This window comes from Streptomyces sp. NPDC005803 (genome assembly GCF_040630435.1).
In the GTDB taxonomy this organism is placed as follows: Bacteria; Actinomycetota; Actinomycetes; order Streptomycetales; family Streptomycetaceae; genus Streptomyces.
The window spans coordinates 1-22,476 of record NZ_JBEXXO010000046.1 but is presented as its reverse complement, the minus strand read 5'-3'; the positions used below and the strand labels follow the sequence as shown (position 1 = coordinate 22,476).

Annotated in this window: 25 protein-coding genes and 1 pseudogene; 12 read left to right on the top strand and 14 right to left on the bottom strand. The window is 72.1% G+C overall.

What is annotated here, in order from left to right:
• Window positions 1-30: 30 nt before the first annotated feature.
• Window positions 31-222 (top strand): DUF1059 domain-containing protein, encoded by a 192-nt coding sequence (locus ABZ454_RS37190; protein WP_356325505.1) that lies wholly within the window; start codon window positions 31-33, stop codon window positions 220-222.
• Window positions 223-312: 90 nt separating this feature from the next.
• On the opposite strand, the gene ABZ454_RS37185 is transcribed toward ABZ454_RS37190, so the two are convergent.
• The gene (locus tag ABZ454_RS37185; RefSeq protein ID WP_359543905.1) at window positions 313-1,458 is read right to left on the bottom strand and encodes a cystathionine gamma-synthase; all 1,146 of its coding nucleotides are present in this window, start codon (window positions 1,456-1,458) and stop codon (window positions 313-315) included.
• 67 nt (window positions 1,459-1,525) lie between these two features.
• On the opposite strand from ABZ454_RS37185, the gene ABZ454_RS37180 reads away from it, so the two are divergent.
• From ABZ454_RS37180 to ABZ454_RS37165, 4 genes are all read left to right on the top strand, one after another.
• Entirely contained in the window at window positions 1,526-2,629 is a 1,104-nt protein-coding gene (locus ABZ454_RS37180; protein WP_356325509.1) for a hypothetical protein, read from the top strand.
• A gap of 110 nt (window positions 2,630-2,739) precedes the next feature.
• A complete protein-coding gene (locus ABZ454_RS37175; RefSeq protein WP_356325512.1) occupies window positions 2,740-2,862 on the top strand; it encodes a hypothetical protein in 123 nt (40 codons plus the stop codon).
• A gap of 73 nt (window positions 2,863-2,935) precedes the next feature.
• Window positions 2,936-3,601: a peptide-methionine (S)-S-oxide reductase MsrA gene (gene msrA, locus ABZ454_RS37170; protein ID WP_356325514.1), complete on the top strand. Its 666-nt coding sequence runs from the start codon at window positions 2,936-2,938 to the stop codon at window positions 3,599-3,601.
• Window positions 3,602-3,666: 65 nt separating this feature from the next.
• Window positions 3,667-4,071, top strand: a complete 405-nt coding sequence (locus ABZ454_RS37165) for a YrdB family protein (RefSeq protein ID WP_359543904.1) — start codon at window positions 3,667-3,669, stop codon at window positions 4,069-4,071.
• Between the two features lie 109 nt (window positions 4,072-4,180).
• Here the strand turns inward: ABZ454_RS37165 and gdhA are convergent, their stop codons facing one another.
• The 3 genes and pseudogenes from gdhA to ABZ454_RS37150 form a co-directional block, all read right to left on the bottom strand.
• Window positions 4,181-5,557 carry an NADP-specific glutamate dehydrogenase gene (gene gdhA, locus ABZ454_RS37160; RefSeq protein WP_356325524.1) on the bottom strand — a complete coding sequence of 459 codons (1,377 nt, stop codon included), beginning with the start codon at window positions 5,555-5,557 and terminating at the stop codon, window positions 4,181-4,183.
• A gap of 346 nt (window positions 5,558-5,903) precedes the next feature.
• Window positions 5,904-6,074, bottom strand: coding sequence for a hypothetical protein (locus tag ABZ454_RS37155; protein WP_359543903.1), 171 nt, complete (start codon window positions 6,072-6,074; stop codon window positions 5,904-5,906).
• Window positions 6,075-6,226: 152 nt separating this feature from the next.
• A pseudogene (locus ABZ454_RS37150) lies at window positions 6,227-6,562 on the bottom strand (DUF1330 domain-containing protein); the annotation flags it as partial.
• A gap of 141 nt (window positions 6,563-6,703) precedes the next feature.
• On the opposite strand from ABZ454_RS37150, the gene ABZ454_RS37145 reads away from it, so the two are divergent.
• Window positions 6,704-7,333 carry an RDD family protein gene (locus ABZ454_RS37145; RefSeq protein ID WP_359543902.1) on the top strand — a complete coding sequence of 210 codons (630 nt, stop codon included), beginning with the start codon at window positions 6,704-6,706 and terminating at the stop codon, window positions 7,331-7,333.
• Window positions 7,334-7,407: 74 nt separating this feature from the next.
• Here ABZ454_RS37145 and ABZ454_RS37140 read toward each other — a convergent pair whose 3' ends face one another.
• The 4 genes from ABZ454_RS37140 to ABZ454_RS37125 form a co-directional block, all read right to left on the bottom strand.
• Window positions 7,408-8,091 (bottom strand): ABC transporter ATP-binding protein, encoded by a 684-nt coding sequence (locus ABZ454_RS37140; protein WP_359543901.1) that lies wholly within the window; start codon window positions 8,089-8,091, stop codon window positions 7,408-7,410.
• Window positions 8,092-8,199: 108 nt separating this feature from the next.
• Complete coding sequence (locus ABZ454_RS37135; protein ID WP_359543900.1) at window positions 8,200-9,651, bottom strand: ABC transporter permease; 1,452 nt, start codon at window positions 9,649-9,651, stop codon at window positions 8,200-8,202.
• A gap of 159 nt (window positions 9,652-9,810) precedes the next feature.
• Window positions 9,811-11,079, bottom strand: coding sequence for an Ig-like domain-containing protein (locus ABZ454_RS37130; RefSeq protein ID WP_359543899.1), 1,269 nt, complete (start codon window positions 11,077-11,079; stop codon window positions 9,811-9,813).
• A gap of 284 nt (window positions 11,080-11,363) precedes the next feature.
• Window positions 11,364-11,801 carry a hypothetical protein gene (locus ABZ454_RS37125; RefSeq protein ID WP_359543898.1) on the bottom strand — a complete coding sequence of 146 codons (438 nt, stop codon included), beginning with the start codon at window positions 11,799-11,801 and terminating at the stop codon, window positions 11,364-11,366.
• Between the two features lie 138 nt (window positions 11,802-11,939).
• Here ABZ454_RS37125 and ABZ454_RS37120 point away from each other — a divergent pair, with 138 nt between their 5' ends.
• Window positions 11,940-12,224 carry an LPXTG cell wall anchor domain-containing protein gene (locus ABZ454_RS37120; RefSeq protein ID WP_356325657.1) on the top strand — a complete coding sequence of 95 codons (285 nt, stop codon included), beginning with the start codon at window positions 11,940-11,942 and terminating at the stop codon, window positions 12,222-12,224.
• Between the two features lie 61 nt (window positions 12,225-12,285).
• Here the strand turns inward: ABZ454_RS37120 and hutH are convergent, their stop codons facing one another.
• The 5 genes from hutH to ABZ454_RS37095 all read right to left on the bottom strand — a co-directional run bounded on the left by hutH (window position 12,286) and on the right by ABZ454_RS37095 (window position 18,581).
• Window positions 12,286-13,836 (bottom strand): histidine ammonia-lyase, encoded by a 1,551-nt coding sequence (gene hutH / locus ABZ454_RS37115; protein WP_359543897.1) that lies wholly within the window; start codon window positions 13,834-13,836, stop codon window positions 12,286-12,288.
• 35 nt (window positions 13,837-13,871) lie between these two features.
• The gene (locus ABZ454_RS37110; RefSeq protein WP_359543896.1) at window positions 13,872-15,098 is read right to left on the bottom strand and encodes a GGDEF domain-containing protein; all 1,227 of its coding nucleotides are present in this window, start codon (window positions 15,096-15,098) and stop codon (window positions 13,872-13,874) included.
• Window positions 15,099-15,199: 101 nt separating this feature from the next.
• The gene (locus ABZ454_RS37105; protein ID WP_356325663.1) at window positions 15,200-16,012 is read right to left on the bottom strand and encodes an enoyl-CoA hydratase-related protein; all 813 of its coding nucleotides are present in this window, start codon (window positions 16,010-16,012) and stop codon (window positions 15,200-15,202) included.
• Window positions 16,013-16,230: 218 nt separating this feature from the next.
• A complete protein-coding gene (locus ABZ454_RS37100; protein WP_359543895.1) occupies window positions 16,231-17,415 on the bottom strand; it encodes an adenylate/guanylate cyclase domain-containing protein in 1,185 nt (394 codons plus the stop codon).
• Between the two features lie 302 nt (window positions 17,416-17,717).
• The gene (locus ABZ454_RS37095; protein WP_359543894.1) at window positions 17,718-18,581 is read right to left on the bottom strand and encodes a biotin--[acetyl-CoA-carboxylase] ligase; all 864 of its coding nucleotides are present in this window, start codon (window positions 18,579-18,581) and stop codon (window positions 17,718-17,720) included.
• A gap of 122 nt (window positions 18,582-18,703) precedes the next feature.
• On the opposite strand from ABZ454_RS37095, the gene ABZ454_RS37090 reads away from it, so the two are divergent.
• The 4 genes from ABZ454_RS37090 to ABZ454_RS37075 all read left to right on the top strand — a co-directional run bounded on the left by ABZ454_RS37090 (window position 18,704) and on the right by ABZ454_RS37075 (window position 21,426).
• Window positions 18,704-20,287 (top strand): acyl-CoA carboxylase subunit beta, encoded by a 1,584-nt coding sequence (locus ABZ454_RS37090; protein WP_356325668.1) that lies wholly within the window; start codon window positions 18,704-18,706, stop codon window positions 20,285-20,287.
• 14 nt (window positions 20,288-20,301) lie between these two features.
• Entirely contained in the window at window positions 20,302-20,508 is a 207-nt protein-coding gene (locus ABZ454_RS37085) for an acyl-CoA carboxylase epsilon subunit (protein ID WP_356325669.1), read from the top strand.
• Window positions 20,509-20,648: 140 nt separating this feature from the next.
• Window positions 20,649-20,777, top strand: coding sequence for a hypothetical protein (locus ABZ454_RS37080; protein ID WP_356325670.1), 129 nt, complete (start codon window positions 20,649-20,651; stop codon window positions 20,775-20,777).
• Between the two features lie 31 nt (window positions 20,778-20,808).
• A complete protein-coding gene (locus ABZ454_RS37075; protein ID WP_359543893.1) occupies window positions 20,809-21,426 on the top strand; it encodes a nucleoside triphosphate pyrophosphatase in 618 nt (205 codons plus the stop codon).
• A 57-nt stretch (window positions 21,427-21,483) separates the two neighbouring features.
• On the opposite strand, the gene ABZ454_RS37070 is transcribed toward ABZ454_RS37075, so the two are convergent.
• Window positions 21,484-21,942: a hypothetical protein gene (locus tag ABZ454_RS37070; protein ID WP_356325674.1), complete on the bottom strand. Its 459-nt coding sequence runs from the start codon at window positions 21,940-21,942 to the stop codon at window positions 21,484-21,486.
• Between the two features lie 403 nt (window positions 21,943-22,345).
• Here ABZ454_RS37070 and ABZ454_RS37065 point away from each other — a divergent pair.
• Window positions 22,346-22,476 (top strand): biotin carboxylase N-terminal domain-containing protein (locus tag ABZ454_RS37065; RefSeq protein WP_356325677.1); only part of this gene is annotated, 131 nt, incomplete at its 3' end.

The window sequence follows — 22,476 nt, the reverse complement described above, 5'->3', positions numbered from 1 at the left end:
CCTGGAAAGGCACCGGCCGAGGAGGCTGTGATGACCAGAAAGATCGCCGACTGCCGCAAGTACCCGAGCGTGTCGAACTGCTCGCTGACCATCTCCGGCGAGGAGGAGGAAGTCGTGCGGGCCGCGACCGAGCACGCGGTCTCCGTCCACGAGCACACCGACAGCCCCGAACTGCGGGAGCAGGTCAGGGCTTCGCTGGAGGACGAGAAGGCCTCTGTCTGAGGAGGAGAGCCGGGGCGAGGCCGGTCGTCGGCCCCGCCCCTGAACCGGTCCGAGCCGGCCCCTGCCGGCCTGAGCCGGGCGTAACACTGCCTAGCCGAGCGCCTGCGTCAGATCGGCGAGCAGGTCGTCGCCGTTCTCGATGCCGACGGAGAGCCGGACCAGGTCGGCCGGGACCTCCAGCGGAGAGCCGGCCGCGGAGGCGTGCGTCATCCGGCCCGGGTGCTCCAGCAGCGACTCGACGCCGCCGAGCGACTCACCGAGCGTGAAGAGCTTCGCGCGGTTGCAGACCTCGACGGCCGCTTCCTCGCCGCCCGCGACCCGGAAGGAGACCATCCCGCCGAAGGCCTTCATCTGCTTGGCGGCGACCTCGTGCCCCTGGTGCTCGGGCAGCCCCGGGTAGAGGACCTGGGTGACCTTGGAATGGCGGGTCAGCAGGTCGGCGACCTTGGTGGCGTTCTCGCTGTGCCGGTCCATCCGGACGGCGAGGGTCTTGATGCCGCGCAGCACCAGCCAGGCGTCGAACGGACCGGCGACGGCGCCCATCGCGTTCTGGTGGTACGCCAACTCCTCCGACAGCTCGGGGTCGTCGACGATCAGCGCACCGCCGACGACGTCCGAGTGGCCGCCCATGTACTTGGTGGTGGAGTGGACCACGACGTCGGCGCCCAGGGCCAGGGGCTGCTGGAGGTAGGGGCTGGCGAACGTGTTGTCGACGACCAGTCGCGCGCCGGCGGCGCGGGCGACGCCGGCGACCGCCGCGATGTCGGTGATGCCGAGCAGCGGGTTGGAGGGGGTCTCCACCCAGATCGCCTTGGTGCGCGGGGTGATCGCCGCCCGGACCGCCGCCACGTCCGAGGTGTCGGCGACCGAGAACTCCACGCCCCAGCGCGAGGCGACCTTCGCGAACAGCCGGAACGTGCCGCCGTAGGCGTCGTTCGGGATGACCACGTGGTCGCCGGGCGTCAGCAGCGTACGGAGCAGGCAGTCCTCGGCGGCGAGACCGGACGCGAAGGCGAGTCCGCGCCGGCCGCCCTCCAGGGCCGCGAGGTTCTCCTCCAGCGCGGTGCGCGTCGGGTTGGCGCTGCGGCTGTACTCGTAGCCGCCGCGCAGGCCGCCCACGCCGTCCTGCTTGTACGTGGACACCTGGTAAATGGGCGGAACAACGGCGCCGGTGAGGGGATCGGCGGTGTTTCCCGCATGGATCGCGAGAGTCTCGAAGCTGTGCTGGTCGCTCATGGGGCCCGAGCGTAGTTCGTTCCGAGGGCGCTCACCGAGCACCGGGCCGTCCGGTGACAATGGGGGCATGGAGATTCTGTGGTTCCTGCTCGCCCTGTGCATGCTCGCCGCGGTCGTCGGCCCTTATGCGCTGCGCCGGCGCGGTGGCATCCGTCAGGTGGCGCCCGGCTCCCCGGACGCCGCCGACCCGGACACCTACGGCTTCCTGCGCCAGGAGGAACTGGACATCCGGATGCCGGGCCCGGACCAGGATCTCCTCGACGTGCTCGACGTCGTCCAGCACACCCAGGAGTGGCGGGCCGCGTCCCAGCTGCTGTCCGGTACGCCGAAGGACGGCGAGGTGCGGTGGCAGCGGGTGCAGGCGTTCGCCGGGGCCGCGTCGCTGGAGCTGATGCGGCGGCCGGGCGAGGGCGGGGCATGGCTGCGCAAGTGGCGGGCCGAGGCGCCGAAGGACGCGGGGGGCGCGGCCGTGCACGCGGAGTTCCTGGTCCAGCAGGCCTGGCGTTCGTCGACGACCGGGACGGACGACTTCCGGATCATCCTGGAGGAGGCCCGTACGGTGGTCGGCGAGGCGGCCCTGCTGGCGCCGGGCGACCCCGTCCCGTATCTGGTGGAGCTGGCCGTCGCCCGCGGACTGGGCTACTCCCACGAGCAGTTCGACCAGCTCTGGGCGAAGATCATCGACCGGGCGCCGGCCCACATGGGCGCGCACATCGCGGCGCTGCACTTCTGGTGCGAGAAGTGGCACGGTTCGCGCGAGGAGGCCGACCGCTTCGCGACGGCCGCCGCCGCCCGTGCCCCGCAGGGCTCGCTGCTGGCCGCGCTGCCGCTGTTCGCGGTGTACGAGCACCTGCCCGAGGTCAATCTGGTGCAGGGCTTCTACCGGAGCGCGGTGGTGACCAAGGCGGTCGAGGGCGCGATGTTCGCGGTCCACGCGGCCCGCGCCGACGACCCGATGCTCGCCCACGTCCGCCATCTGCTGGTGCTGTTCCTGGTCCGGATGGAGCGCTGGTCCGAGGCGATGCACCAGCTGATCCACATCGACGGGCACGTGGGCGCGCTGCCCTGGACGGCGAACTCCGACCCGGCCGCCGAGTACGCCGTGTACCGGGCGCTGGCGGTGGCCGGCTACGAGGCGAACGGCGGCAGCCCGGCCACACTGCCGCAGTAGGGGAGGCCCCCGCGAGGAGCCGGTGTGCGACCGTGGAGGCGCCAGCACCCCGAGGACGCGGCCGCCCCCGTCGACCGCGACCGCCCCCATCGACAAGGACCGGTACTTTCGTGGCACGCCTGATACCCCTGATCCTGATCGCCGCCGGCCTCTACTTCTGGTTCAAGGCCCGCAAGCGGGCCGCCGCCTACGTCGAGGCCGCCGAGTCGGACGACGGCACCCCCCGGCGCTGACCGCGGGGGCAGGAATCCGTGGCGCTCCCGGGGTGTTGTACCGGCAGAACGTCAACCCAGGAGGAGCCCCCGCATGTTCCTGCACCGCCGCACCCCGCAGCTCCCCACCCCGGAGGAGGCCCTGCGCGGCCGCGCCACCCCGGAATTCACCGTCCCGTCCCGCCACACGGTCCTGGGCAACGCCCTGCTGGGCCCGTACCCGGAGGGTCTGGAGGTCGCCGACTTCGCGATGGGCTGTTTCTGGGGCGCCGAGCGCAAGTTCTGGGAGACGGACGGTGTCTGGACGACGCTCGTCGGCTACCAGGGCGGCTACACGGAGAACCCCGCGTACGAGGAGGTCTGCTCGGGCCTGACGGGGCACACGGAAGCGGTCCGCGTCGTGTACGACCCGCGGACGGTCACGTACGCCGAGCTGCTGAAGGTCTTCTGGGAGTCCCACGACCCGACCCAGGGCTTCCGCCAGGGCAACGACGTGGGCACCCAGTACCGCTCCGCGGTCTACACCCACTCCCCCGAGCAGGCGGCGACCGTGGCGGCGTCCCGCGAGGCGTACCAGAAGGTACTCACGGGCTCCGGCTACGGCGAGATCACCACGGAGATCCTCCCGGCCGAGGGCCGCACCTTCTGGCCCGCGGAGCCGGCGCACCAGCAGTACCTGGACAAGAACCCCGCGGGTTACTGCGGGATCGGCGGCACGGGCGTCTCGTGCCCGATCGGGGTGGCACCGGCCGGCAGCTGACGCCGCCACGGCCGGACGACGCCCCCGCCGGTAGGCTCGCGGCAACGTGGAGCAAGGGGGGCACGGTGCGTGAACCGCGTGCGGACGAACGGGTGATCCCGTCGTCGGCCGGGCGGCCCTGGTGGGCCGCCAACGAAGGACTGGCCTTTCTCGTGGAACTGGTGGCGCTCGCCTGCCTGTTCTGGTGGGGGTTCACCCTCGGTGACGGCCTCGCCGTTCAACTGCTGCTGGTCCTCGGGGTGTTGGCGCTCGCCATCGCCCTGTGGGGGCTGTTCGCCGCACCCCGCGCCCGCATCCGGCTGCCACTGGCCGGCGTCCTCGTGGTGAAGGCCGTGGTACTCGGCGGCGGCGCCTTCGGGCTGTACGCGGTGGGGCATCCGGTGGCGGCGGCGGTCATGGCCGTCGTGGTGGTGGCGAACACGGCCCTGGCGGAGACGTTCCGCCACAGGCCCGCCCCTGCTGCGAAGTAGCGCGATTCCGTGCCGGGGAGCGCGAGGAGCGTTCCCCCGACGCCCCTGAACGCGCACGGGGCCGGAACGCGTGCGCGTTCCGGCCCCGTGTCCGTTGCCGGGGACCCCGTCAGATCAGTCCCTGCGCCAGCATCGCGTCCGCGACCAGTTCGAAGCCGGCGATGTTCGCGCCGGCCACGTAGTTGCCGGGGCTGCCGTAGCGCTCCGCCGTGGTGTAGCAGGAGTCGTGGATGTGGCGCATGATCTCCGCGAGGCGCTCCTCCGTGTGGGAGAACGTCCAGGAGTCACGCGAGGCGTTCTGCTGCATCTCCAACGCGCTGGTGGCGACACCGCCCGCGTTGGCCGCCTTGCCGGGGGCGAAGGCCACGCCGGCGTCCTGGAAGACGCGGACGGCCTCGGGGGTGGTGGGCATGTTGGCGCCCTCGGCGACGGCCTTCACCCCGTGGCGTACGAGGGCCAGCGCGTCGGCCTCGTCGAGCTCGTTCTGCGTGGCACACGGCAGGGCCACGTCGCAGGGGACGTTCCAGACGCCGGTGCCGGGTACGTAGACGGCCTGGCCGGGCCGTCGGTCGGCATAGTCGGAGACACGGCCGCGACCGGCCTCCTTGACCTCCTTGAGCAGCGCGAGGTCGATGCCCTTCTCGTCCACGACGTAGCCGTCGGAGTCGGAGCAGGTCACCACCGTGGCGCCGAGCTGCTGGGCCTTCTCGATCGCGTAGATCGCGACGTTGCCCGAGCCGGAGACGGCGATGCGCCGGCCGTCGAGGCTGTCGCCCTGGCTGCGGAGCATCTCGGCGGTGAACAGGACGCAGCCGTACCCGGTCGCCTCCGTGCGCGCCTGGGCGCCGCCCCAGCCGAGGCCCTTCCCGGTGAGGACTCCGGACTCGTAGCGGTTGGTGATCCGCTTGTACTGACCGAAGAGGTAGCCGATCTCGCGGCCGCCCACGCCGATGTCACCGGCGGGGACGTCGGTGTACTCGCCGAGGTGGCGGTGCAGCTCGGTCATGAACGACTGGCAGAACCGCATGATCTCGGCGTTCGAGCGGCCCTTCGGGTCGAAGTCGGCGCCGCCCTTGCCGCCGCCGATGGGCATGCCGGTGAGGGCGTTCTTGAAGATCTGCTCGAAGCCGAGGAACTTCACGATGCCGAGGTTGACCGAGGGGTGGAAGCGCAGCCCGCCCTTGTACGGGCCGAGCGAGCTGGAGAACTCGACCCGGAATCCGCGGTTGACGTGGATGTCGCCCGCGTCGTCCGCCCACGGCACCCGGAAGATGAGCTGGCGCTCCGGCTCGCATATGCGCTGGATGATGCGGGCGTCCACGAACTCCGGCCGCTGGGCCAGCACCGGGCCGAGGGTTTCCAGGACCTCCCGTACGGCCTGGTGGAACTCCTTCTCGCCCTGGTTGCGGCGGAGGATCTCCGCGTACAGCGGCTCGATGAGGCGGTCGGCGGCGTGCGGGGCCGCGGAGTCAGCGGTGGCCGTCATCTGATCAAGACCTTCCATGGTCGGCTCGTGCGCGAAGGCGCCCCGTCCCGAGGGCGCCAGGTCCCCCTCGCCGTCGAGGGCGTCGCCCGACATCACGCATACCGCGCTCACGAAAGCGACGTACAGGACCGTTGTGGCGTACCGAGTGTCCCAGCGGGACGAAGGAATGCTCCACGGGCATCCACAGGGTGATCCCCCGGCCCCGCCCCCGGAAAGGCCGTGACCGCCCGCCTCCAGGCCGGTTCCGGACAGAATCGGCCAGGTTGCGGCCGGGGCGCGAGTCACCCGAAGTGGTGAACCTCACAAGCGGGTGAGGACGGGTGTGAGGTCCGCCGCCGGGCCGTCCTCAGTCCGCGCGCGGGCCGCGCCGCATCCACAGGCCCACCGCCGACGCGAGCACGACCACGCCCGACACGACGCTCAGGGCGATGTGTGGCGCCTCCTGGCCCCCCAGGAAGTTCAGCGAGACGTTCGCGACGAGCGCGAGAAGGAGCACGGTCCAGAGCAGGGGCTTCACGGGGTTCCTCCGGTCGGTCGGACGGCGCCGGGGCCTTGCCCGGCTGTGCCCTTCATGCTTCCAGCGGCCGGGCGGCGGTACGAGGGACCGGCCTCCCGGACCGGGGGTGCAGCGGGCTGCACCACGGGGGTGGTGTTCTCCCCCGGGCGGGCCGCCGCCCGCATCGCGGCCGCCGACGCCGAGGCGTCGTAGTCCGGCGCGACACCGTCCACGAACACGACGTCGGCCGCCATGTTCCGGGTGCGCAGCGGCAGCAGCTCCTGATAGGCGGGCGAGGCGTACCAGGCGCGGGTCGCCTCGATGGTGGGGAAGGCGATGACGACGAGGGCGCCGGGCCAGTCGCCCTCGATGACCTCGACCGGGGTGTTGTGGACCAGGAAGCGGCCTTCGTACGGGTCCATCGTCGACTGGATGCGCTCGATGTAGTCGAGGACCTCCTCGCCGGGCAGACCCTCGGGGTACAGGTGCGCGATCGCGTAGGCGGTCATGAGCTCGTCCTCCGGCTGTCGTGTCGGCTGGTGGACACCATGCTGCCGAGGGCGGAGGACGGCGTCGATTACCCCGGAGGTAAGCGGCACGCAGTGTGCGGTCCGGGCCCGCGGCGAGGGGCGATCGGACATGATTCCGTCATGACGACATCACGGGGGCACCGCACCGGCCGGAACGCTCATACTCCTTACAGACCACCGCCGTTGGCCGCCGGTCCGCTGCTCGGTTACGGGCACCCGGGGCCCTCGTACGTCCCCGGCCGGGCGGAGCGGCCCGCGCCCGGCACACCGCCCCGGGCCGGCGAGATGCGCCGCTACCTCGCCGTGGGCCTCGACTGCTACCTCTGTGTGGTCGCCGGTGGCTTACTCGTCCGGCCGTACGCGGACTCCGCGACCGTTCCCCGGGTCGTGGTTCTGCTGATCGGGCCGGTGCTCGTCCTCTCGTTCCTCAATCAGGTGGTGCTGACCGCGGTCGTCGGCGCGGGCGCGGGGAAGCTGATCATGGGGATACGGGTGGTGAGCCTGCCGGACGTGGGGCGCCCCGGCCCCGGCCGGCTGGTGCGGCGCTGGCTCTACGGACTGTGCTGGCTGCCCCTGCAGCCCTGGTACGGGCTGCGCGCCCGGCTGGCCGCCGACGGCGGCGCGGGCGGTCCCGGCCCGCGGGCGGCCCGCGAGGAGGGCGCCGCGTGCGGCGACCCGGCCGGCCTGCGCCAGGTCCGCCGCACCGATCTGGCGGCGCACCGCCGGGCCGCCGCCGGGCGGACGGTGTAGGGCCTCCCGTCCGGACCGTGCCGGAACCCGTGGCGCGGGCCCGCCGACGACGGCGGACCCGCGATCGGATCAGGTCAGGCCGCGGCGTTCTCCGTGATGGTGACCTTGCCCTTGCGGATGGTCGCCAGCCGCGGGGCCCGGCGGGCGATCGCGCTGTCGTGGGTGACCATGATGAAGGTGAGCCCGTGCTCCTTCCACATGGTCTCCAGCACCTCCATGATCTCGTCGCGCATGGACTCGTCGAGGTTGCCGGTGGGCTCGTCGGCGAGCAGCACCTTGGGCTGCTTGACCAGGGCCCTGGCTATCGCGACCCGCTGCTGCTGGCCGCCGGACATCTCGCCGGGCAGGTGGCCGAGCCGTTCGCCGAGGCCGACCGAGTCGAGTGCCTCGGCGGCCCGTCTGCGCCGTTCGGACGCCTTGCCGCCGAGCGGGACGAGGGCGGTCTCGACGTTCTCCTGGGCGGTGAGCGTCGGGATGAGGTTGAAGCTCTGGAAGACGAAGCCGATGTTCTCGGCGCGCACCTTGGTGAGCTTGGCCTCGCTGAGCTTCGCGAGGTCCACCCCGTCGAGTTCGACGGTGCCGGCCGTGGGGCGGTCCAGGCCGCCGAGCATCTGCAGCAGCGTGGACTTGCCGCCGCCGGTGGGGCCCTGGATGACCAGGCGGCCGCCGTCCTCGATGGTCAGGTCGACGCCGGCCAGCGCGTGGACGGTGGACTTGCCGCGGGTGTAGTGCTTGGTGACGCCTTGAAGCGTGTACATGGGCTGACTCCTGCTGGACGGTGATCGCGGACCCCGGGCGACCGCCTCGGGGTCGCGGATCGCGGGGGCGGGGTGCGGGATGGCCGTCGCCGGTCATCCCGCGCGGGGCTACTCGACGCGGCGCAGCGCGTCCGCGGGGCGCAGCCGGGAGGCGCGCCAGCCGCCGAAGGCGCCCGCGATCAGCCCGCCCGCCACGGCCAGGGCGACGGCGGTCAGGATGACCGAGAGGGAGACGGGCGCGGTGAGCGCGATGTCGAGCGCCTTGGACGCGGTCTGCCTGCCGCCGCCCATCATGCCGCCGCGCATCCCGCCGCCCCCGCCGCCGGACGAGCCGAGCTGGGCGGTGAGGGTGGGGCTGACGGCGGTGACGGCGTACGCGCCGGCGAGGCCGACCGCGATGCCGAGGACGCCGCCCATCAGGCCGTTGACGAGTGCTTCGCCGATGACCTGGCGGGTGACCCGGCCGCTCTTCCAGCCGAGCGCCTTGAGGGTGCCGAACTCCCGTACGCGGCGGCTGACGGCGGAGGAGGTGAGGAGGCCCGCGACCAGGAAGGCGGCGATGAGCACGGCGATGGAGAGCCACTTGCCGACGCTGGAGGCCAGGTCGGACGCGGTGGACAGGGAGCCGGACACGGTGTCCGCGAGGTCGGCGGAGGTGGTGACCGTCGTTCCGGTGATGTTCTTCTGGATCGCGGACTTGACGCTGTCGATCTGCTGCGAGTCGGCGGCCTTGACGTAGACCGTGGTGACCTTGTCCTTCGAGTCGGCGAGCGTCTGCGCCTGCTGGAGCGGGATGTAGAGGTTGGCCGCCGCGTCACCGCTGTCGGCCGTCGAGACGCCGACGATCGTGAAGGTGGTGCCGTGGACGGTCACCGTCTTGCCGGTGGAGAGCTTCTTCTCCTTGGCGTACGCGGCGTCGACGACGGCCACCTTGCCGTTGGTCTCGGTCGCCTTGAACGTCCGTCCGGCGGTGATCTTCGACGAGGTCAGCGGGCCGAGGTCCTGCTTGGTGACGTCGGTGCCGTACACCGTGTAGGAGTTGACGTCGAAGGAGGCGCCGCCGCCCTTGACCTCGCCCTGCGGCCGGCCGCCGCCGAAGCCGCCGCGGCCGCCCTGGGTGGTGCCGCCGTCCTGCTTGAACTCACCGCGCTTGAACTGGCCGTCCACCTTCATGACGGTCAGGCTCAGCCCGCCGACGGCGTCCGCGACGCCGGACTGCTGGTCCACCTTGTCGACGGTGGTGGCGGCCAGCGTCTGGAAGCCCTGGACCATGACGCGGTCCGTGCTCTGCGTCGCGTCGTCGTCGCTGTCCTTGGCGTCGAACTCGAACCTGGGGCGCTCCGTGCCACCGGATCCGGGAGCCGCGGCGGCCTTGGTGACGGTCATGTCGGTGCCGAGGCCGTACAGCGATTCCAGGACCTTGTCCTGGGCCTTGCTCATGCCCGAGGAGACCGAGCTGACGATGATGACCAGCGCAATGCCGAGGGCGAGCCCCGAGGCGACGACGAGCGCCGCCTTTCTGCGGCGGCGCAGCTCGCGCCGGAGGTAGGTGAAGAACATGGCGCGAGGCTAGGGACCGCTTGTGATGGTGGGTTAAAGCCACGATGAGAGCGGGATGAGAACGGCCCGGAACGCCGAAGACGGCGGCCACCCGGATCCGTCGAGGATCCGGGGGCCGCCGCCTTCGGCGTCGGGGACCGCGGGGTGTGGCCGGCCGGCTCAGGCCTGGGAGCCCGCCGTCCACTGGGCCCAGCTCATGTTCCAGCCGTTGAGGCCGTTGTCGGGCTGGATGGTCCTGTCCGGGGAGTTCTTGACGATGACCACGTCGCCGATCATGGAGTTGTTGTAGAACCAGGCGGCCGGCTCGTTGGGGTCACCGGCGCCCTTGGTGTCGGAGAGGCCGACGCAGCCGTGGCTGGTGTTGACGCTGCCGAAGATGGACTTGGCGCCCCAGTAGTTGCCGTGGATGAAGGTGCCCGACGTGGACAGCCGCATGGCGTGCGGCACGTCCTTGATGTCGTACTCACCCTTGCCGTCGTCGTCGGTGAAGCCGACCGTCGAGCCGTCCATCCGGGTCTCCTTGAACTTCTCGGAGATCACCATCTGGCCGTTGTACGTCGGGTTGTCCGACGAACCGGCCGAGATCGGGATGGTCTTGATCGTCTTGCCGTTCTGGGTGACGGTCATCGTGTGCGTCTTGGCGTCGACGGTCGAGACCTGGTTGCGGCCGATCTTGAAGGTGACCGTCTTCTGCTGCACGCCGTAGACGCCGTCCGCGCCCTCGACGCCGTCCAGCGCCAGCTTCAGCGTGACGGTGGAGCCGCCCGTCCAGTAGTCCTGGGGGCGCAGGTCCAGACGCTGGGCGTTGAACCAGTGGCCGGCGACCTGCTGGCCGCTGCTGGACGTCACGGTGATGCCGGCCTGGACGGCCTTCTTGTCCGTGATCGGCTTGTTGAAGTTGATCGAGACGGGCATGCCGACGCCGACGGTGGAGCCGTCCTCGGGGGTGAAGTTCCCGATGAAGCTGTTGGCGGGCGACACGGTGGTGAAGGAGGAGTTCTCGTGCGCCTCGCGGCCCTTCGAGTCCTGCGCCGTCGCGGTGATCTTGTACGTGGTCGAACGCTCCAGCTGGACGTCCGGCTTCCAGCTCGTGCCGTCGGCGGAGAGGCTGCCCTTGACGCTCTCACCGGCCGAGGTGGTCAGCGTGACGACGGTCAGCTTGCCCTTGGCGACGGTGACCTTGGCGTCGTTGTTGATGCTCGCGTTGGTCGCGCCGTTCTTGGGGGAGATCGTTATCTGCGCCTCGGAGGCCTCCTCGGCCGCCGCCTTGTCGACCTCGGCCGCCTGTGACTTCGTCGAGCTGTCGGGGCTGGGGCCGCCGTTGTCGCCGTCGCTGCAGGCAGTGAGCACCAGCACGCCGCCGAGCAGTGCGGACGCGGCCATGAGGCCCCTGCGCCGTTTGCTGTCCGTCATCACACGCTTCTCCATCGTTGCCGAAATCCCCTGAAACCCCGAGCAAGACCGCCAGAGGCGATACTCGTCGATAAACCAAGAACACCCTGCATGGGTGCCCCGTTCCACATCCGCCTGCAATGTGGGGAACACCACTCATCGACGCCGTGCGGGCGGCCGTGGTTCCCGCCGCCGCGCACCGGTGCGCCGGCCGGTGCACGACCCGGTTGTACAGCACGTCGGCGACCGGATCCACCGGCCGCTCACGCACACCGGCCCCGGTCCGCCGGGGTGCGGTCCGGGGCCGGTGTCCCCACCCGCTAGGCCCGCCGCTCCGCGCTGCCGTCTTCCTCGTTCTCCTCCCCATTGTGCGGGACGCCCGAAGTGGATCCGTCGTCCTCGTACACGTCGTCGTACGCGTCCCCGTCCTCGTCCTGGTCGTCATCGAGGTCCCATCCGTCCGGGTGGTCCGGGTCGTAGTCGATGCTCTCGCTGCTCCAGGACGCCTGGGTCAGCTCGACCCCGGGCACCTCGCCGACCAGGTCGAACGGGTCGATCAGCGAGGCGAGGGCCTCCGCCCCGTCTTCCCGTACCGCGGTCTCGGCATGCGTGCGTTCCTCGGCGGACTCGCCGCCGGGCTCGCCGTACTCGGCGGCGAGGCTCTCCAGCGCGGTCCCGCTCAGTGCGTCGGGGTCCGTGATCTCCAACACCATTTCGACCCGAAGGCGTACGAACCGTGATGACTCAGAAGTGCTCATGAAACGGAGCGTAAGCTCCCGGCCGCCACGGCTTTCCCGCGACCCGCTGCGTTCATTAGCATCGGTGCAACAGGCCTGAGGTGACCCGGCATTCGGGGAGCCCTCTCTCTTACGGCTGCCCCGAGGGGGATCGATTCCGTGGCCATCACGCGCCGCCCGCTCCTGACCGCCACCGCTGCGGGAACACTGCTGTGCGCCCTGTGGTTCGTCCCGTCCGCCAACGCGGGCGACGCGACGACCGCGCCGGGCGCCGCGGGCCACAGCGCCGCCGCCGGTCCGGAGCTGGGCTCCCGCACGCTCGCCGACACCGGGACGGGCATCGACACGACTCCGTATCTCATCGGCGGGACGGCGTTCCTGGGCATCGGAGCAGGTTTCGTCACCTACTCGGGCCGCCGCGAAGGCCCACGGCCTGCGGTGTGACCGGCACGCGGGAGCGGCCACCGGGTCCGCCCGGTGGCCGCTCCCGTGCGTACGGCCGTGATCAGGCCAGCGGGCCCGTGACCGGCTCGACCGCCGAGACCAGCTTGCCCGCCCGGACGAAGGCGTCCGCCGCGGCCAGGTCCGGCGACAGGAAGCGGTCCGGGCCGGGGCCCTCGACGCCCGCCGCCCGCAGCGCCTCGATGACGGCGAGCGAGGCGGGGGCCGGGGTCAGTCCCTGAGCGGCGCGCAGCTCGACGGCGCGGGTCGCCGCGTACAGCTCGACGGCGACGATCCTGGCGAGGTTGTCGACGGCGGTACGGAGCTTGCGCGCGGCCGACCAGCCCATCGAGACGTGGTCCTCCTGCATCGCGGAGGACGGGATGGAGTCGGCGGAGGCGGGGACGGCGAGCCGCTTCATCTCGCTGACCAGCGCGGCCTGGGTGTACTGGGCGATCATCAGGCCCGAGTCGACTCCGGCGTCGTCGGCGAGGAACGGCGGCAGCCCGTGCGAACGGTTCTTGTCCAGCAGCCGGTCGGTGCGCCGCTCGGTGATCGAGCCGAGGTCGGCGGCGACGATCGCGAGGAAGTCCAGGACGTACGCGACCGGCGCCCCGTGGAAGTTGCCGTTGGACTCGACCCGCCCGTCGGGGAGCACCACCGGGTTGTCGACGGACGAGGCCAGTTCGCGGTCGGCGACGACCGTGGCGTAGGCGAGGGTGTCCCGGCCCGCGCCGTTGACCTGGGGTGCGCAGCGCACCGAGTAGGCGTCCTGGACGCGCGGCGCGTCGTCCTGGTGGTGGCCGGTGAGCCCGGAACCGGCGAGGACCCGCAGCATGTTGTCGGCGCTGGCGCCCTGGCCGGGGTGGGGGCGGATGGCGTGCAGCTCGGGGGCGAGGACCTTGTCCGTGCCGAGCAGGGCCTCCAGGGAGAGGGCCGCGGTGATGTCGGCCGAGGTGTAGAGGCCGCGCAGGTCGGCGAGGGCCATCACGAGCATGCCGAGCATGCCGTCGGTGCCGTTGAGGAGGGCGAGGCCCTCCTTCTCGCGCAGTTCGACCGGGGCGATGCCGTGGGCGGCGAGGAGCTCCCCGGCCGGGCGCACGGTCCCGTCGGGGCCCTCCGCGTCGCCCTCGCCCATCAGGGTCAGGGCGCAGTGCGAGAGCGGTGCCAGGTCGCCGGAGCAGCCCAGGGAACCGTACTCGTGGACGACGGGGGTGATCCCGGCGTTCAAGACGTCCGCCATGGTCTGGGCGACCTCGGGCCGCACGCCCGTGTGGCCGGAGGCGACGGTCTTCAGCCGCAGGAACATCAGCGCCCTGACGACCTCGCGCTCGACCCGCGGGCCCATGCCGGCGGCGTGCGAGCGCACGATGTTGCGCTGGAGCTGCGCGCGGAGCTCCGGGCTGATGTGGCGGCTGGCCAGGGCGCCGAACCCGGTGGAGACGCCGTAGACCGGCTCGGGCTTGGCGGCGAGCGCGTCCACGATCTCGCGGGCGGCGGCCAGGGCGCTCACCGCGGCTGCGGAGAGCTCGACACGGGCGTTGCCGCGGGCCACGGCGATGACGTCCTGAGCAGTGGTACCGGACGTCCCCACCACGACTGTATGCATATCCATATTCAGAAGCGTACGGATTGAAACCCGCCATGTCACTAGTGGTCGTCGGGTTGACCCCTTACCGAATCCGTCGCCTCCGGGACGGATCCGCGCAGCCGGCGGCGGTCGTGGGCGGATTTGGGCGGCGAGTCGGCCAGTCGGATGACCTCGCCGTCCCGCCCCGCCACCACGGGCCTGCGGGAGCGGGCCGCCTTCGCCCGGTACTGGGCGGCGTCCGCGAGCCGGAAGAGCCGCCGCGCCGAGACCACCGGGCCGATCGGGTCCCCCGTGGAAGCGAGCCCGCAGGCGACTCCGTTGCCGGGCTCCAGCTCGGCGGCCCGCGCACAGAGCTCCGCGGCCACCGCGATCACCTCGTCCGCCCCGGGCCCCAGGGTCAGCAGACAGAACTCGTCCCCGCCGAGGCGGGCGGCCAGCGCTCCGGGCAGCATCGCCCCGCACCGGGACAGCACCGAGCCGAAACGTTCCAGCAGCCGGTCGCCCACGGCATGCCCATGCGTGTCGTTGACCCACTTGAGACCGTTGAGATCGCAGACGACCAGGCTCACCACCGAACCGTCCTCCCGGTGCCGCTCCACCGCCTCGTCCAGCCGCATGTCGACGGCCCGCCGGTTGGCGAGGCCCGTCAGCGGGTCGGTGAAGGCGAGCTTGCGCACCTCCTCCAGGCGCTCCGTCTGGGAGATCCCGGCAGCCACGACGGCGGCCAGCACGGTGGCGAAGTCCGCGTCCCGGCGATCGAAGACCGGCTCCCCCACCGGCCGGGCCACGTACAGCTCGCCCCAGGCCCGCCCGTGCAGCACGATCGGCGCGACCACGCAGCACCCGCGCCCGCGCCGGCGCAGGGCCGCCACCCGCTGGTGGCAGTAGCCGCGCCCGTAACCGTGCGCACCCGCCACGTCGGCGCCCCCCGCGTCCGCCTCGGGCTCCGGCTCCACCGGTCCGTCGGCGGTCTCCACCCAGGCGTCCGGCTCACCGCCCCCGGCCCACCGCTCATGGAGGAACTCGGTGATCTCCGGGAACTGGTGGACCGGGTACGTCTCCTCGTCGGGGAACTCCTCCTCCCCCTGGGCCCGCGCGCCCGCGTTGACCAGGACCCGCAGCCGCCCGCGCCCGCGCTCCCACACCGACAGCGCGGCGAAGCTGCCGCCCAGCGCCTCGCACGCCCCCAGCGCGGCCGCCCGCCAGCACCCCCGCGGGGTGTGCGCCGCCGCCATCGCCTGCGCAAGCGACACCACGGCCCGCAGTCGCGCATCGTCACCGCCCATCGCCCCAGCTTATTTACATTTGGGATGACATGAACGATTTATGGATCAGCTGCTGAGCAGTGCGCCGCCGATTCGGCACGCGGCGTCACCCTCCTCCCGCGTCACTCGCCGGGCCAGTTCGGCTTCCGCTTCTCGTTGAACGCGGCCACGCCCTCCGCCCGGTCGCCGGAGAAGGCCACCGACCGCCACGCGGAGTCCTCCACCTCCAGGCCGGCCCGCAGATCGAGCCCGTGACCGAGCCGCAGCGCCCGCTTGGCCGCCCGCAGCCCCACCGGGGAGTTCGCCGCGATCCGGCCGGCGAGCGCCAGCGCCTCGGCCCGGTCCTCGCCCTCCGCGACCAGCTCGTCGACCAGCCCCAGCTCGCGCGCCTCGGCCGCCTCCACCCGGCGGGCGCTGAAGATCAGCTCGGCGGCGCGCGCCGCCCCGATCCGGCGCGGCAGCAGCTGGGTGCCGCCGCCGCCCGGGATGACCCCGACCGACACCTCGGGCAGGCCCACCAGGGCGGTCCGGTCCGCGACGATCAGATCGCAGGACAGGGCCAGCTCGAAGCCGCCGCCCAGCGCGAAGCCGTGCACCGCGGCGATGACCGGCATCGGCAGTTCCAGCACCCCGGTGTAGGCGGCGCGCGCGGTGGGCCGCTGGCGCACCAGGTCGGCGTCGGTGAAGGAGTTGCGCTCCTTGAGGTCCGCGCCCACGCAGAAGGCCCGCTCGTGGCTTGAGGTGAGCACGGTGACCCGGACGCCCGGGTCGGCGGCGAGCGCGGCACAGGCGGCGGCGATCGAGCGGGCCATGTCCGTGGAGACCGCGTTCATGGCCTTGGGCCGGTCGAGAACCAGCTCGGCGACGTGCTCTAGGCCCTCGTGGCCCCGTACGACGACGAACTCCCCGAACCGCTGCTCGGACGTGACGGTCATGGCTGCACCCCTGTCGGTTAACGAGCGTTACCGAAGGGATCCTAGAGCTCTCCCGGGGCGGGAGGGCAGGGGCGGCCGGACCCCGCTCGCAGCAGGACGCGGGAGCCGTCCGGACGCGCCGGGGCCGGGAGGGCGGGGGCCGGGTCAGGACGTGCGGCAGCGGGGAGGAGAGGGCCGCCCGGCTCGGACCCTGCCGCAGCCGGGAGGGCGGGGCGCGGTCAGGACGTGCCGCGCCGGGCCAGCAGCCACGGTTCGACGATGCCGAGGCCGCGCACCGGGCGCTGCCACATCGGCTGCAGCCCGTAGCGGTACTTGGGTGCGGGGGCCGGCTCCTCGCCGTCCGCGCCCTCCTTCTCGGCCCGCTCGGCGGCGGCGGCCGCCTCCTCCGCGGCCTTGGCCTCGGAGACGGGGGCGTCGCCGGTGCGGGTCAGTTCCTCGGCGAAGGCCCCGTCCACCAGCACCGCGTCCTTGGGCGCTATCGAGGTCAGCCGGCTGGCGAGGTTCACCGTGGTGCCGAAGACATCGCCCATCCGGGTGGTGACGGTGCCGAACGCGATGCCGACGCGCAGCGCCGGCATCGTCTCGTCCAGGGTCATCGCCTCGATGAGGCGCAGCGCGATCTCGGACGCGGTGCCCGCGTCGTCGGCGGCGAAGAGCACCTCGTCGCCGAGGGTCTTGATGAGCCGGCCGCCGTGCGCGGCGACGAGGTCGGCGCAGGTGGTCTCGAAGGACTCGACGAGTTCGCCGAGCTCCTCCTCCTCCAGGCGGCGGGTCAGCCGGGTGAACCCGACGAGGTCGGCGAAGCCGACGGCCAGGCGCCGGTCGACCATCTCCTCGTCGTCCGCCGCCTGCACGACCCGGCCGGTGGCGGCGGCGAGCTGGCGCCGCCACACGTACACCAGGAACTCCTCCAGCTCGGGCAGGAGCAGTTCGATCAGGGGGTAGGTGACCTCGGTGCGGGTCATGCCCGGCTCGGGCGGCTCGGTGAGGCCCTCCAGGAACGAATCGATCTGCCATTCCGCCAGCCGGGCGGTGGTCTGCCCGGTCGACCGGGCGACCTGGATCGCCATCGGCTCGCTGAGCAGCCCGGCCTCGACCAGACCGGACAGCCGTCGCAGCGCCAGGACGTCGGCCTCGGTCAGCGCCTTGGCCTGGCCGATGTCGGCGAATCCCATGGCCCGCCAGAACCGGGACGCCAGGTCCATGGAGACGCCCGCGGTCCGGGCGGCCTGGAACGGGGTGTAGCGCCGGTCGGCGCCCAGGATCAGCTGTTCCAGCCGGATCGCCAGGGGATCGTCGGTCGGTTCGGCCGTGTGGTCGACTTCGTGATGCGGTGTCGCGTGGACCGAGGAGTCCGGCCGGGGCTCCGCGCCCGCGCCGGAGTTCGCGTCGTCGACGGTCACCAGCCGCCTCCTGCCCGTTCCCTGCGCACTGCCCTGCCGATCTGTCGGTGGATCGCCTCAACGATACGGCAGGTGTGCCGTACCTCACGTCGCCAGGGCACCGAGCCCACCGGGTTGGCCCAAGGCGGACGCCGTGGGCGATTGCCCCGGTGGGCGGATTCCACACACCGGGGCGCAGGGGCGCCGCCGCACCGGGTCGGCTCCGGGGCGGACGCCGTGGCCGGTCGCCCCGTCGGGCGCCTTCCGCCACACCGGGGCGGGACCGGGCGGCCGCCGGACGGTCCCGCCCGGCGGCGTGCCGCTCAGGTCAGGCCGCCCGCCGCCCCCCGCAGGTGCACGATGTCGCCCGCCGAGACCGGTTCGCGCAGGCCGTCGTCGGCCGACAGGACCAGGCGGCCGTCCCCGTCGATCGCCACCGCCTCGCCGGTGAGCGTGCGGTCACCGGGCAGCTGGGCCCGTACCGTCCGGCCGAGCGTCGCGCACCCGGCCGCGTACGCCTCCTGCAGACCGCTGGCCGCCGCGTCGCCGTCGGCCGCGCGCCACCGCCCGTACCACTGCTCCAGGGAGCGCAGTACGCCGCGCAGCAGCGTCTCCCGGTCGGTGGAGACCGCTCCGGCGAGGGCGAGCGAGGCGGCGGTGGGGGCGGGCAGCTCGTCGGCTCGCAGGGAGACGTTGAGGCCGATGCCGATGACGACGCCGTCCCCGGCCCGCTCGGCGAGGATGCCGCCCGCCTTGCGCTCCTCCCCGTCGACGGTGACCAGCAGGTCGTTGGGCCACTTGAGCGCCATGTCGACGCCCGCCGACCGTGCCAGGCCGGTCGCCGCGGCGACCCCCGCCAGGAGCGGCAGCCAGCCCCACCGCTGCACCGGCACGGCGCCCGGCTCCAGGTAGACGGAGAAGAACAGGCCGGAGCGGGCCGGGGCCGTCCAGACCCGGTCCAGACGGCCCCGGCCCGCGGTCTGCTCCTCGGCGACCAGGACGGTGCCCTCGGTGAGGGAGGCCGCACGCCCCGCGAGGTCGGAGTTGGTGGAACCGGTGCGGTCGACGACGTCGAGGCCGGTCCACAGCCCGCCCGGCCGCAGCAGTCCGCGGCGCAGCGCGGGGACGTTCAGGGGCGGCCGGTCCAGGTCCGACCAACGGCTCTGTGGCGCATCCGGAGGTGTCATGCAAGCCACCCTAGGTGTGTCAAACGACGCACTGCCGAACCGTATCCGCGCCGATACGCTACGGGGCAGTAGCTGATCAGCAGCAGAGTCGTCCCCGTGACCAGGCAGGGAGCCGCCACCCGATGTCCGAGCCGGAAGAGATCGACATCCACACCACCGCGGGCAAGCTCGCGGACCTGCAGCGCCGTATCGACGAGGCGACCCACGCGGGCTCCGCGCGCGCGGTGGAGAAGCAGCACGCGAAGGGCAAGCTGACGGCGCGCGAGCGCGTCGATCTCCTGCTCGACGAGGGTTCCTTCGTGGAGCTGGACGAATTCGCCCGGCACCGTTCGACGAACTTCGGCATCGAGAAGAACCGCCCGTACGGGGACGGTGTCGTCACCGGGTACGGCACAGTCGACGGCCGCCCCGTCTGCGTCTACTCGCAGGACTTCACCATCTTCGGCGGCTCGCTCGGCGAGGTCTACGGTGAGAAGATCGTCAAGGTGATGGACTTCGCGCTGAAGACCGGCTGTCCGGTCATCGGCATCAACGACGGCGGCGGCGCCCGCATCCAGGAGGGTGTCGCGGCGCTGGGCCTCTTCGCGGAGATCTTCCGCCGCAACGTGCACGCCTCGGGTGTCGTCCCGCAGATCTCGCTCATCGTCGGCCCGTGCGCCGGCGGCGCGGTCTACTCCCCCGCGATCACCGACTTCACGGTCATGGTCGACCAGACCTCGCACATGTTCATCACCGGCCCCGACGTCATCAAGACGGTCACCGGCGAGGACGTCGGTTTCGAGGAGCTCGGCGGCGCCCGTACGCACAACACCACCTCGGGTGTGGCGCACCACATGGCGGGTGACGAGAAGGACGCCATCGAGTACGTGAAGTCGCTGCTGTCCTACCTGCCGTCGAACAACCTCTCCGAGGCTCCGGCCTTCCCGGAGGAGGCGGACCTGGCGGTCAGCGACGAGGACCGCGAGCTCGACACGCTCATCCCGGACTCGGCGAACCAGCCGTACGACATGCACACCGCGATCGAGCACGTGCTGGACGACGGCGAGTTCCTGGAGACCCAGTCCCTGTTCGCGCCGAACATCCTCACCGGCTTCGGCCGGGTGGAGGGGTACCCGGTCGGCATCGTCGCCAACCAGCCGATGCAGTTCGCCGGCTGCCTGGACATCAACGCGAGCGAGAAGGCCGCACGGTTCGTCCGCACGTGTGACGCGTTCAACGTGCCCGTGCTGACCTTCGTCGACGTCCCGGGCTTCCTCCCGGGTGTCGACCAGGAGTACGGCGGCATCATCCGCCGGGGCGCGAAGCTGATCTACGCGTACGCGGAGGCGACCGTCCCGCTGATCACGGTGATCACGCGCAAGGCGTTCGGCGGCGCGTACGACGTCATGGGCTCCAAGCACCTGGGCGCGGACATCAACGTCGCCTGGCCGACGGCGCAGATCGCGGTCATGGGCGCGCAGGGCGCCGTCAACATCCTGCACCGCCGTACGATCGCCGCCGCCGAGGACCAGGAGGCGACCCGCGCCGAGCTGATGGCGGACTACGAGGACGCGCTCCTCAACCCGTACGTGGCGGCCGAGCGCGGTTACGTCGACGCGGTGATCATGCCGTCCGAGACCCGGGCCCACGTGGTGAAGGGGCTGCGGCAGCTGCGCACCAAGCGGGAGTCGCTGCCCCCGAAGAAGCACGGCAACATCCCCCTCTAGAAAGGGTTCTGACCATGATCAAGGTCGTACGGGGCAACCCGACCCCGGAGGAGCTGGCCGCCGCGGTCGCGGTGGTCCAGGCGCGCGCCGCGGCGGCGGCCGCCGTGTCGTCCGGTGCGCCCGAACTGCCCGCGCAGTGGTCCGACCCCGGCCGGCTGGCCCGGCGCGGCCGCCCTGTGCCGGGCCCGCGCGCCTGGGCGCGTACGTACTGGCCCGGTTAGCCGCACGGTGTCGCCGGAAGCCCGGATTCCCTGCGGGGGCCGGGCCTGCGGCGCGTACCGGAAGGATCTGGTCCGTCCGCACCAGACGGCTGAGTACGGGTACTCAGGCGCGACGGCGACACCCGCAGCAGGATCGGATCATGCTGTGGTCCGACCCCGAGAACAAGCCGCCCAAGGAACTGCGCGACGCCCAGGACATGATGCGCCGCGCGGGGCTGGTGCTCGCGCTCGCCATGGTGATCGCGATGATCGTGCTCGGGACGCGGTGAGGTGGCCCGGGGCCCCGGCCCCGTTTGTACGATGGCGCCCATGACTGATCCCGTTCGCCGCCGCCTCGTGCTCGCCTCGCAATCCCCCGCCCGTCTCGGACTGCTGCGGCAGGCCGGGTTCGCGCCCGAGGTGATCGTCAGCGGGGTCGACGAGGACGCGCTGAGCGCCCCGACACCCGCCGAGCTCGCGCTCGTCCTGGCCGAGGCCAAGGCCGCGGCCGTGGCCGGGCGCCCGGAGGCCGCCGGGGCGCTGGTCATCGGATGCGACTCGGTGCTCGAACTGGACGGTGAGGCGCTCGGCAAGCCCGCCGACGCCGAGGAGGCCACGGCCCGCTGGAAGTCCATGCGGGGGCGCTCCGGAATCCTGCGGACCGGTCACAGCCTGACCGACACGGCGAGCGGGCGCACCGCCTCCGCGACCGCGTCCACGACGGTCCGCTTCGGTGAGCCGTCGGACGCCGAGGTCGCCGCCTACGTGGCCTCCGGCGAACCGCTCCATGTCGCGGGCGCCTTCACCCTCGACGGGCGCTCCGCACCGTTCGTGGACTCCATCGACGGCGACCCGGGCAATGTCATCGGGCTCTCGCTGCCGTTGCTGCGGCGGCTGCTGGGCGAGCTGGGGATCCAGGTCACCGACCTCTGGGTCTGACCGCGCGGGGCCGGCAGGACGGCGCGGGCCGGAGCGGGGCCCGGACAGCCCCGGTCGTCAGGCCGGGGCCGGCGCCGCCGGCTGCTCGGGCTCCGCGGCGGTGACCGGCTTCTCCTCCGGGGGGCCGTACGCCACCAGGGTCAGGACGATCAGCCCGAGCACCACCATCATGAAGACGAACGCCGGCCAGCCCACCAGACCGACCGTCAGCGCGCCCAGCACGCCGTGGACGACCGCGCAGCCGATGAGCACGATCCGGGCGATCCGGCCGGGCGCCCGGTCGCGGAGGCCGGCGAGCAGGAGCAGCACACCGCACAGCACCAGGAAGAGTCCCGAGACGCCGCCCAGCACCCAGGTCCCCTTGGACATGACGCCGGGATCGGTGCCCGCCAGGGACATGTCCTGGTTCTTCACGACGGTTCCCAGGACCACGTTGATGATCACGATGCCCACGGCTTCCGCGAACAGCACGAGCGCGGCTATGAAAGCCACCGGCCTGCGCACCACGGCGCTCACCCCCTGTTACCTGCAGTATCTGCGATAGCGCGGACCCTACTCATGGGTAATCCTCCGGACAAGGGTTTCGGCACGCGGGCTCGCCCGACTGCGCGCCCCCGTCCGTCCCGGCGCGGACCCCGTTTGTGCGGGCCCGGGTGCGTCGGGCAAAGAATTGCGCGGGGCTTAGTAGGAAGCCCACAAAGAAACGCCGGGAGTCGCTGCCCGTACCGACAGAGACCTGGACCACACCTCGTGGCTACTGTGCGGTCATGGTCCCCGGCGTACCGTGGTGCCACAAGGGATTTCACGACTCGAGCAAGCCTCGCATCACACTCCGTGTGGGCAAGCTCACCATTGGGGACGGGTCGTAAGGCCGTGTCGGTTGTCCCTAAACTCAGCTTGTTTCAAGGAGGGAGCCATCGTGCGCAAGGTGCTCATCGCCAACCGTGGCGAAATTGCTGTCCGTGTTGCCCGTGCGTGTCGGGACGCGGGGATCGGGAGCGTGGCCGTCTACGCCGACCCGGACCGCGACGCGTTGCATGTGCGTGCGGC

Bases quoted from the DNA above. Each gene is read 5' to 3' on its own strand.
- ABZ454_RS37190 (WP_356325505.1), top strand. From the start codon at position 31: ATGACCAGAAAGATCGCCGACTGCCGCAAGTACCCGAGCGTGTCGAAC.
- ABZ454_RS37185 (WP_359543905.1), bottom strand. From the start codon at position 1,458: ATGAGCGACCAGCACAGCTTCGAGACTCTCGCGATCCATGCGGGAAAC.
- ABZ454_RS37180 (WP_356325509.1), top strand. From the start codon at position 1,526: ATGGAGATTCTGTGGTTCCTGCTCGCCCTGTGCATGCTCGCCGCGGTC.
- msrA (WP_356325514.1), top strand. From the start codon at position 2,936: ATGTTCCTGCACCGCCGCACCCCGCAGCTCCCCACCCCGGAGGAGGCC.
- gdhA (WP_356325524.1), bottom strand. From the start codon at position 5,557: ATGACGGCCACCGCTGACTCCGCGGCCCCGCACGCCGCCGACCGCCTC.
- ABZ454_RS37145 (WP_359543902.1), top strand. From the start codon at position 6,704: ATGACGACATCACGGGGGCACCGCACCGGCCGGAACGCTCATACTCCT.
- ABZ454_RS37140 (WP_359543901.1), bottom strand. From the start codon at position 8,091: ATGTACACGCTTCAAGGCGTCACCAAGCACTACACCCGCGGCAAGTCC.
- ABZ454_RS37135 (WP_359543900.1), bottom strand. From the start codon at position 9,651: ATGTTCTTCACCTACCTCCGGCGCGAGCTGCGCCGCCGCAGAAAGGCG.
- ABZ454_RS37130 (WP_359543899.1), bottom strand. From the start codon at position 11,079: ATGGAGAAGCGTGTGATGACGGACAGCAAACGGCGCAGGGGCCTCATG.
- ABZ454_RS37125 (WP_359543898.1), bottom strand. From the start codon at position 11,801: ATGAGCACTTCTGAGTCATCACGGTTCGTACGCCTTCGGGTCGAAATG.
- hutH (WP_359543897.1), bottom strand. From the start codon at position 13,836: ATGGATATGCATACAGTCGTGGTGGGGACGTCCGGTACCACTGCTCAG.
- ABZ454_RS37110 (WP_359543896.1), bottom strand. From the start codon at position 15,098: ATGGGCGGTGACGATGCGCGACTGCGGGCCGTGGTGTCGCTTGCGCAG.
- ABZ454_RS37105 (WP_356325663.1), bottom strand. From the start codon at position 16,012: ATGACCGTCACGTCCGAGCAGCGGTTCGGGGAGTTCGTCGTCGTACGG.
- ABZ454_RS37095 (WP_359543894.1), bottom strand. From the start codon at position 18,581: ATGACACCTCCGGATGCGCCACAGAGCCGTTGGTCGGACCTGGACCGG.
- ABZ454_RS37090 (WP_356325668.1), top strand. From the start codon at position 18,704: ATGTCCGAGCCGGAAGAGATCGACATCCACACCACCGCGGGCAAGCTC.
- ABZ454_RS37085 (WP_356325669.1), top strand. From the start codon at position 20,302: ATGATCAAGGTCGTACGGGGCAACCCGACCCCGGAGGAGCTGGCCGCC.
- ABZ454_RS37080 (WP_356325670.1), top strand. From the start codon at position 20,649: ATGCTGTGGTCCGACCCCGAGAACAAGCCGCCCAAGGAACTGCGCGAC.
- ABZ454_RS37075 (WP_359543893.1), top strand. From the start codon at position 20,809: ATGGCGCCCATGACTGATCCCGTTCGCCGCCGCCTCGTGCTCGCCTCG.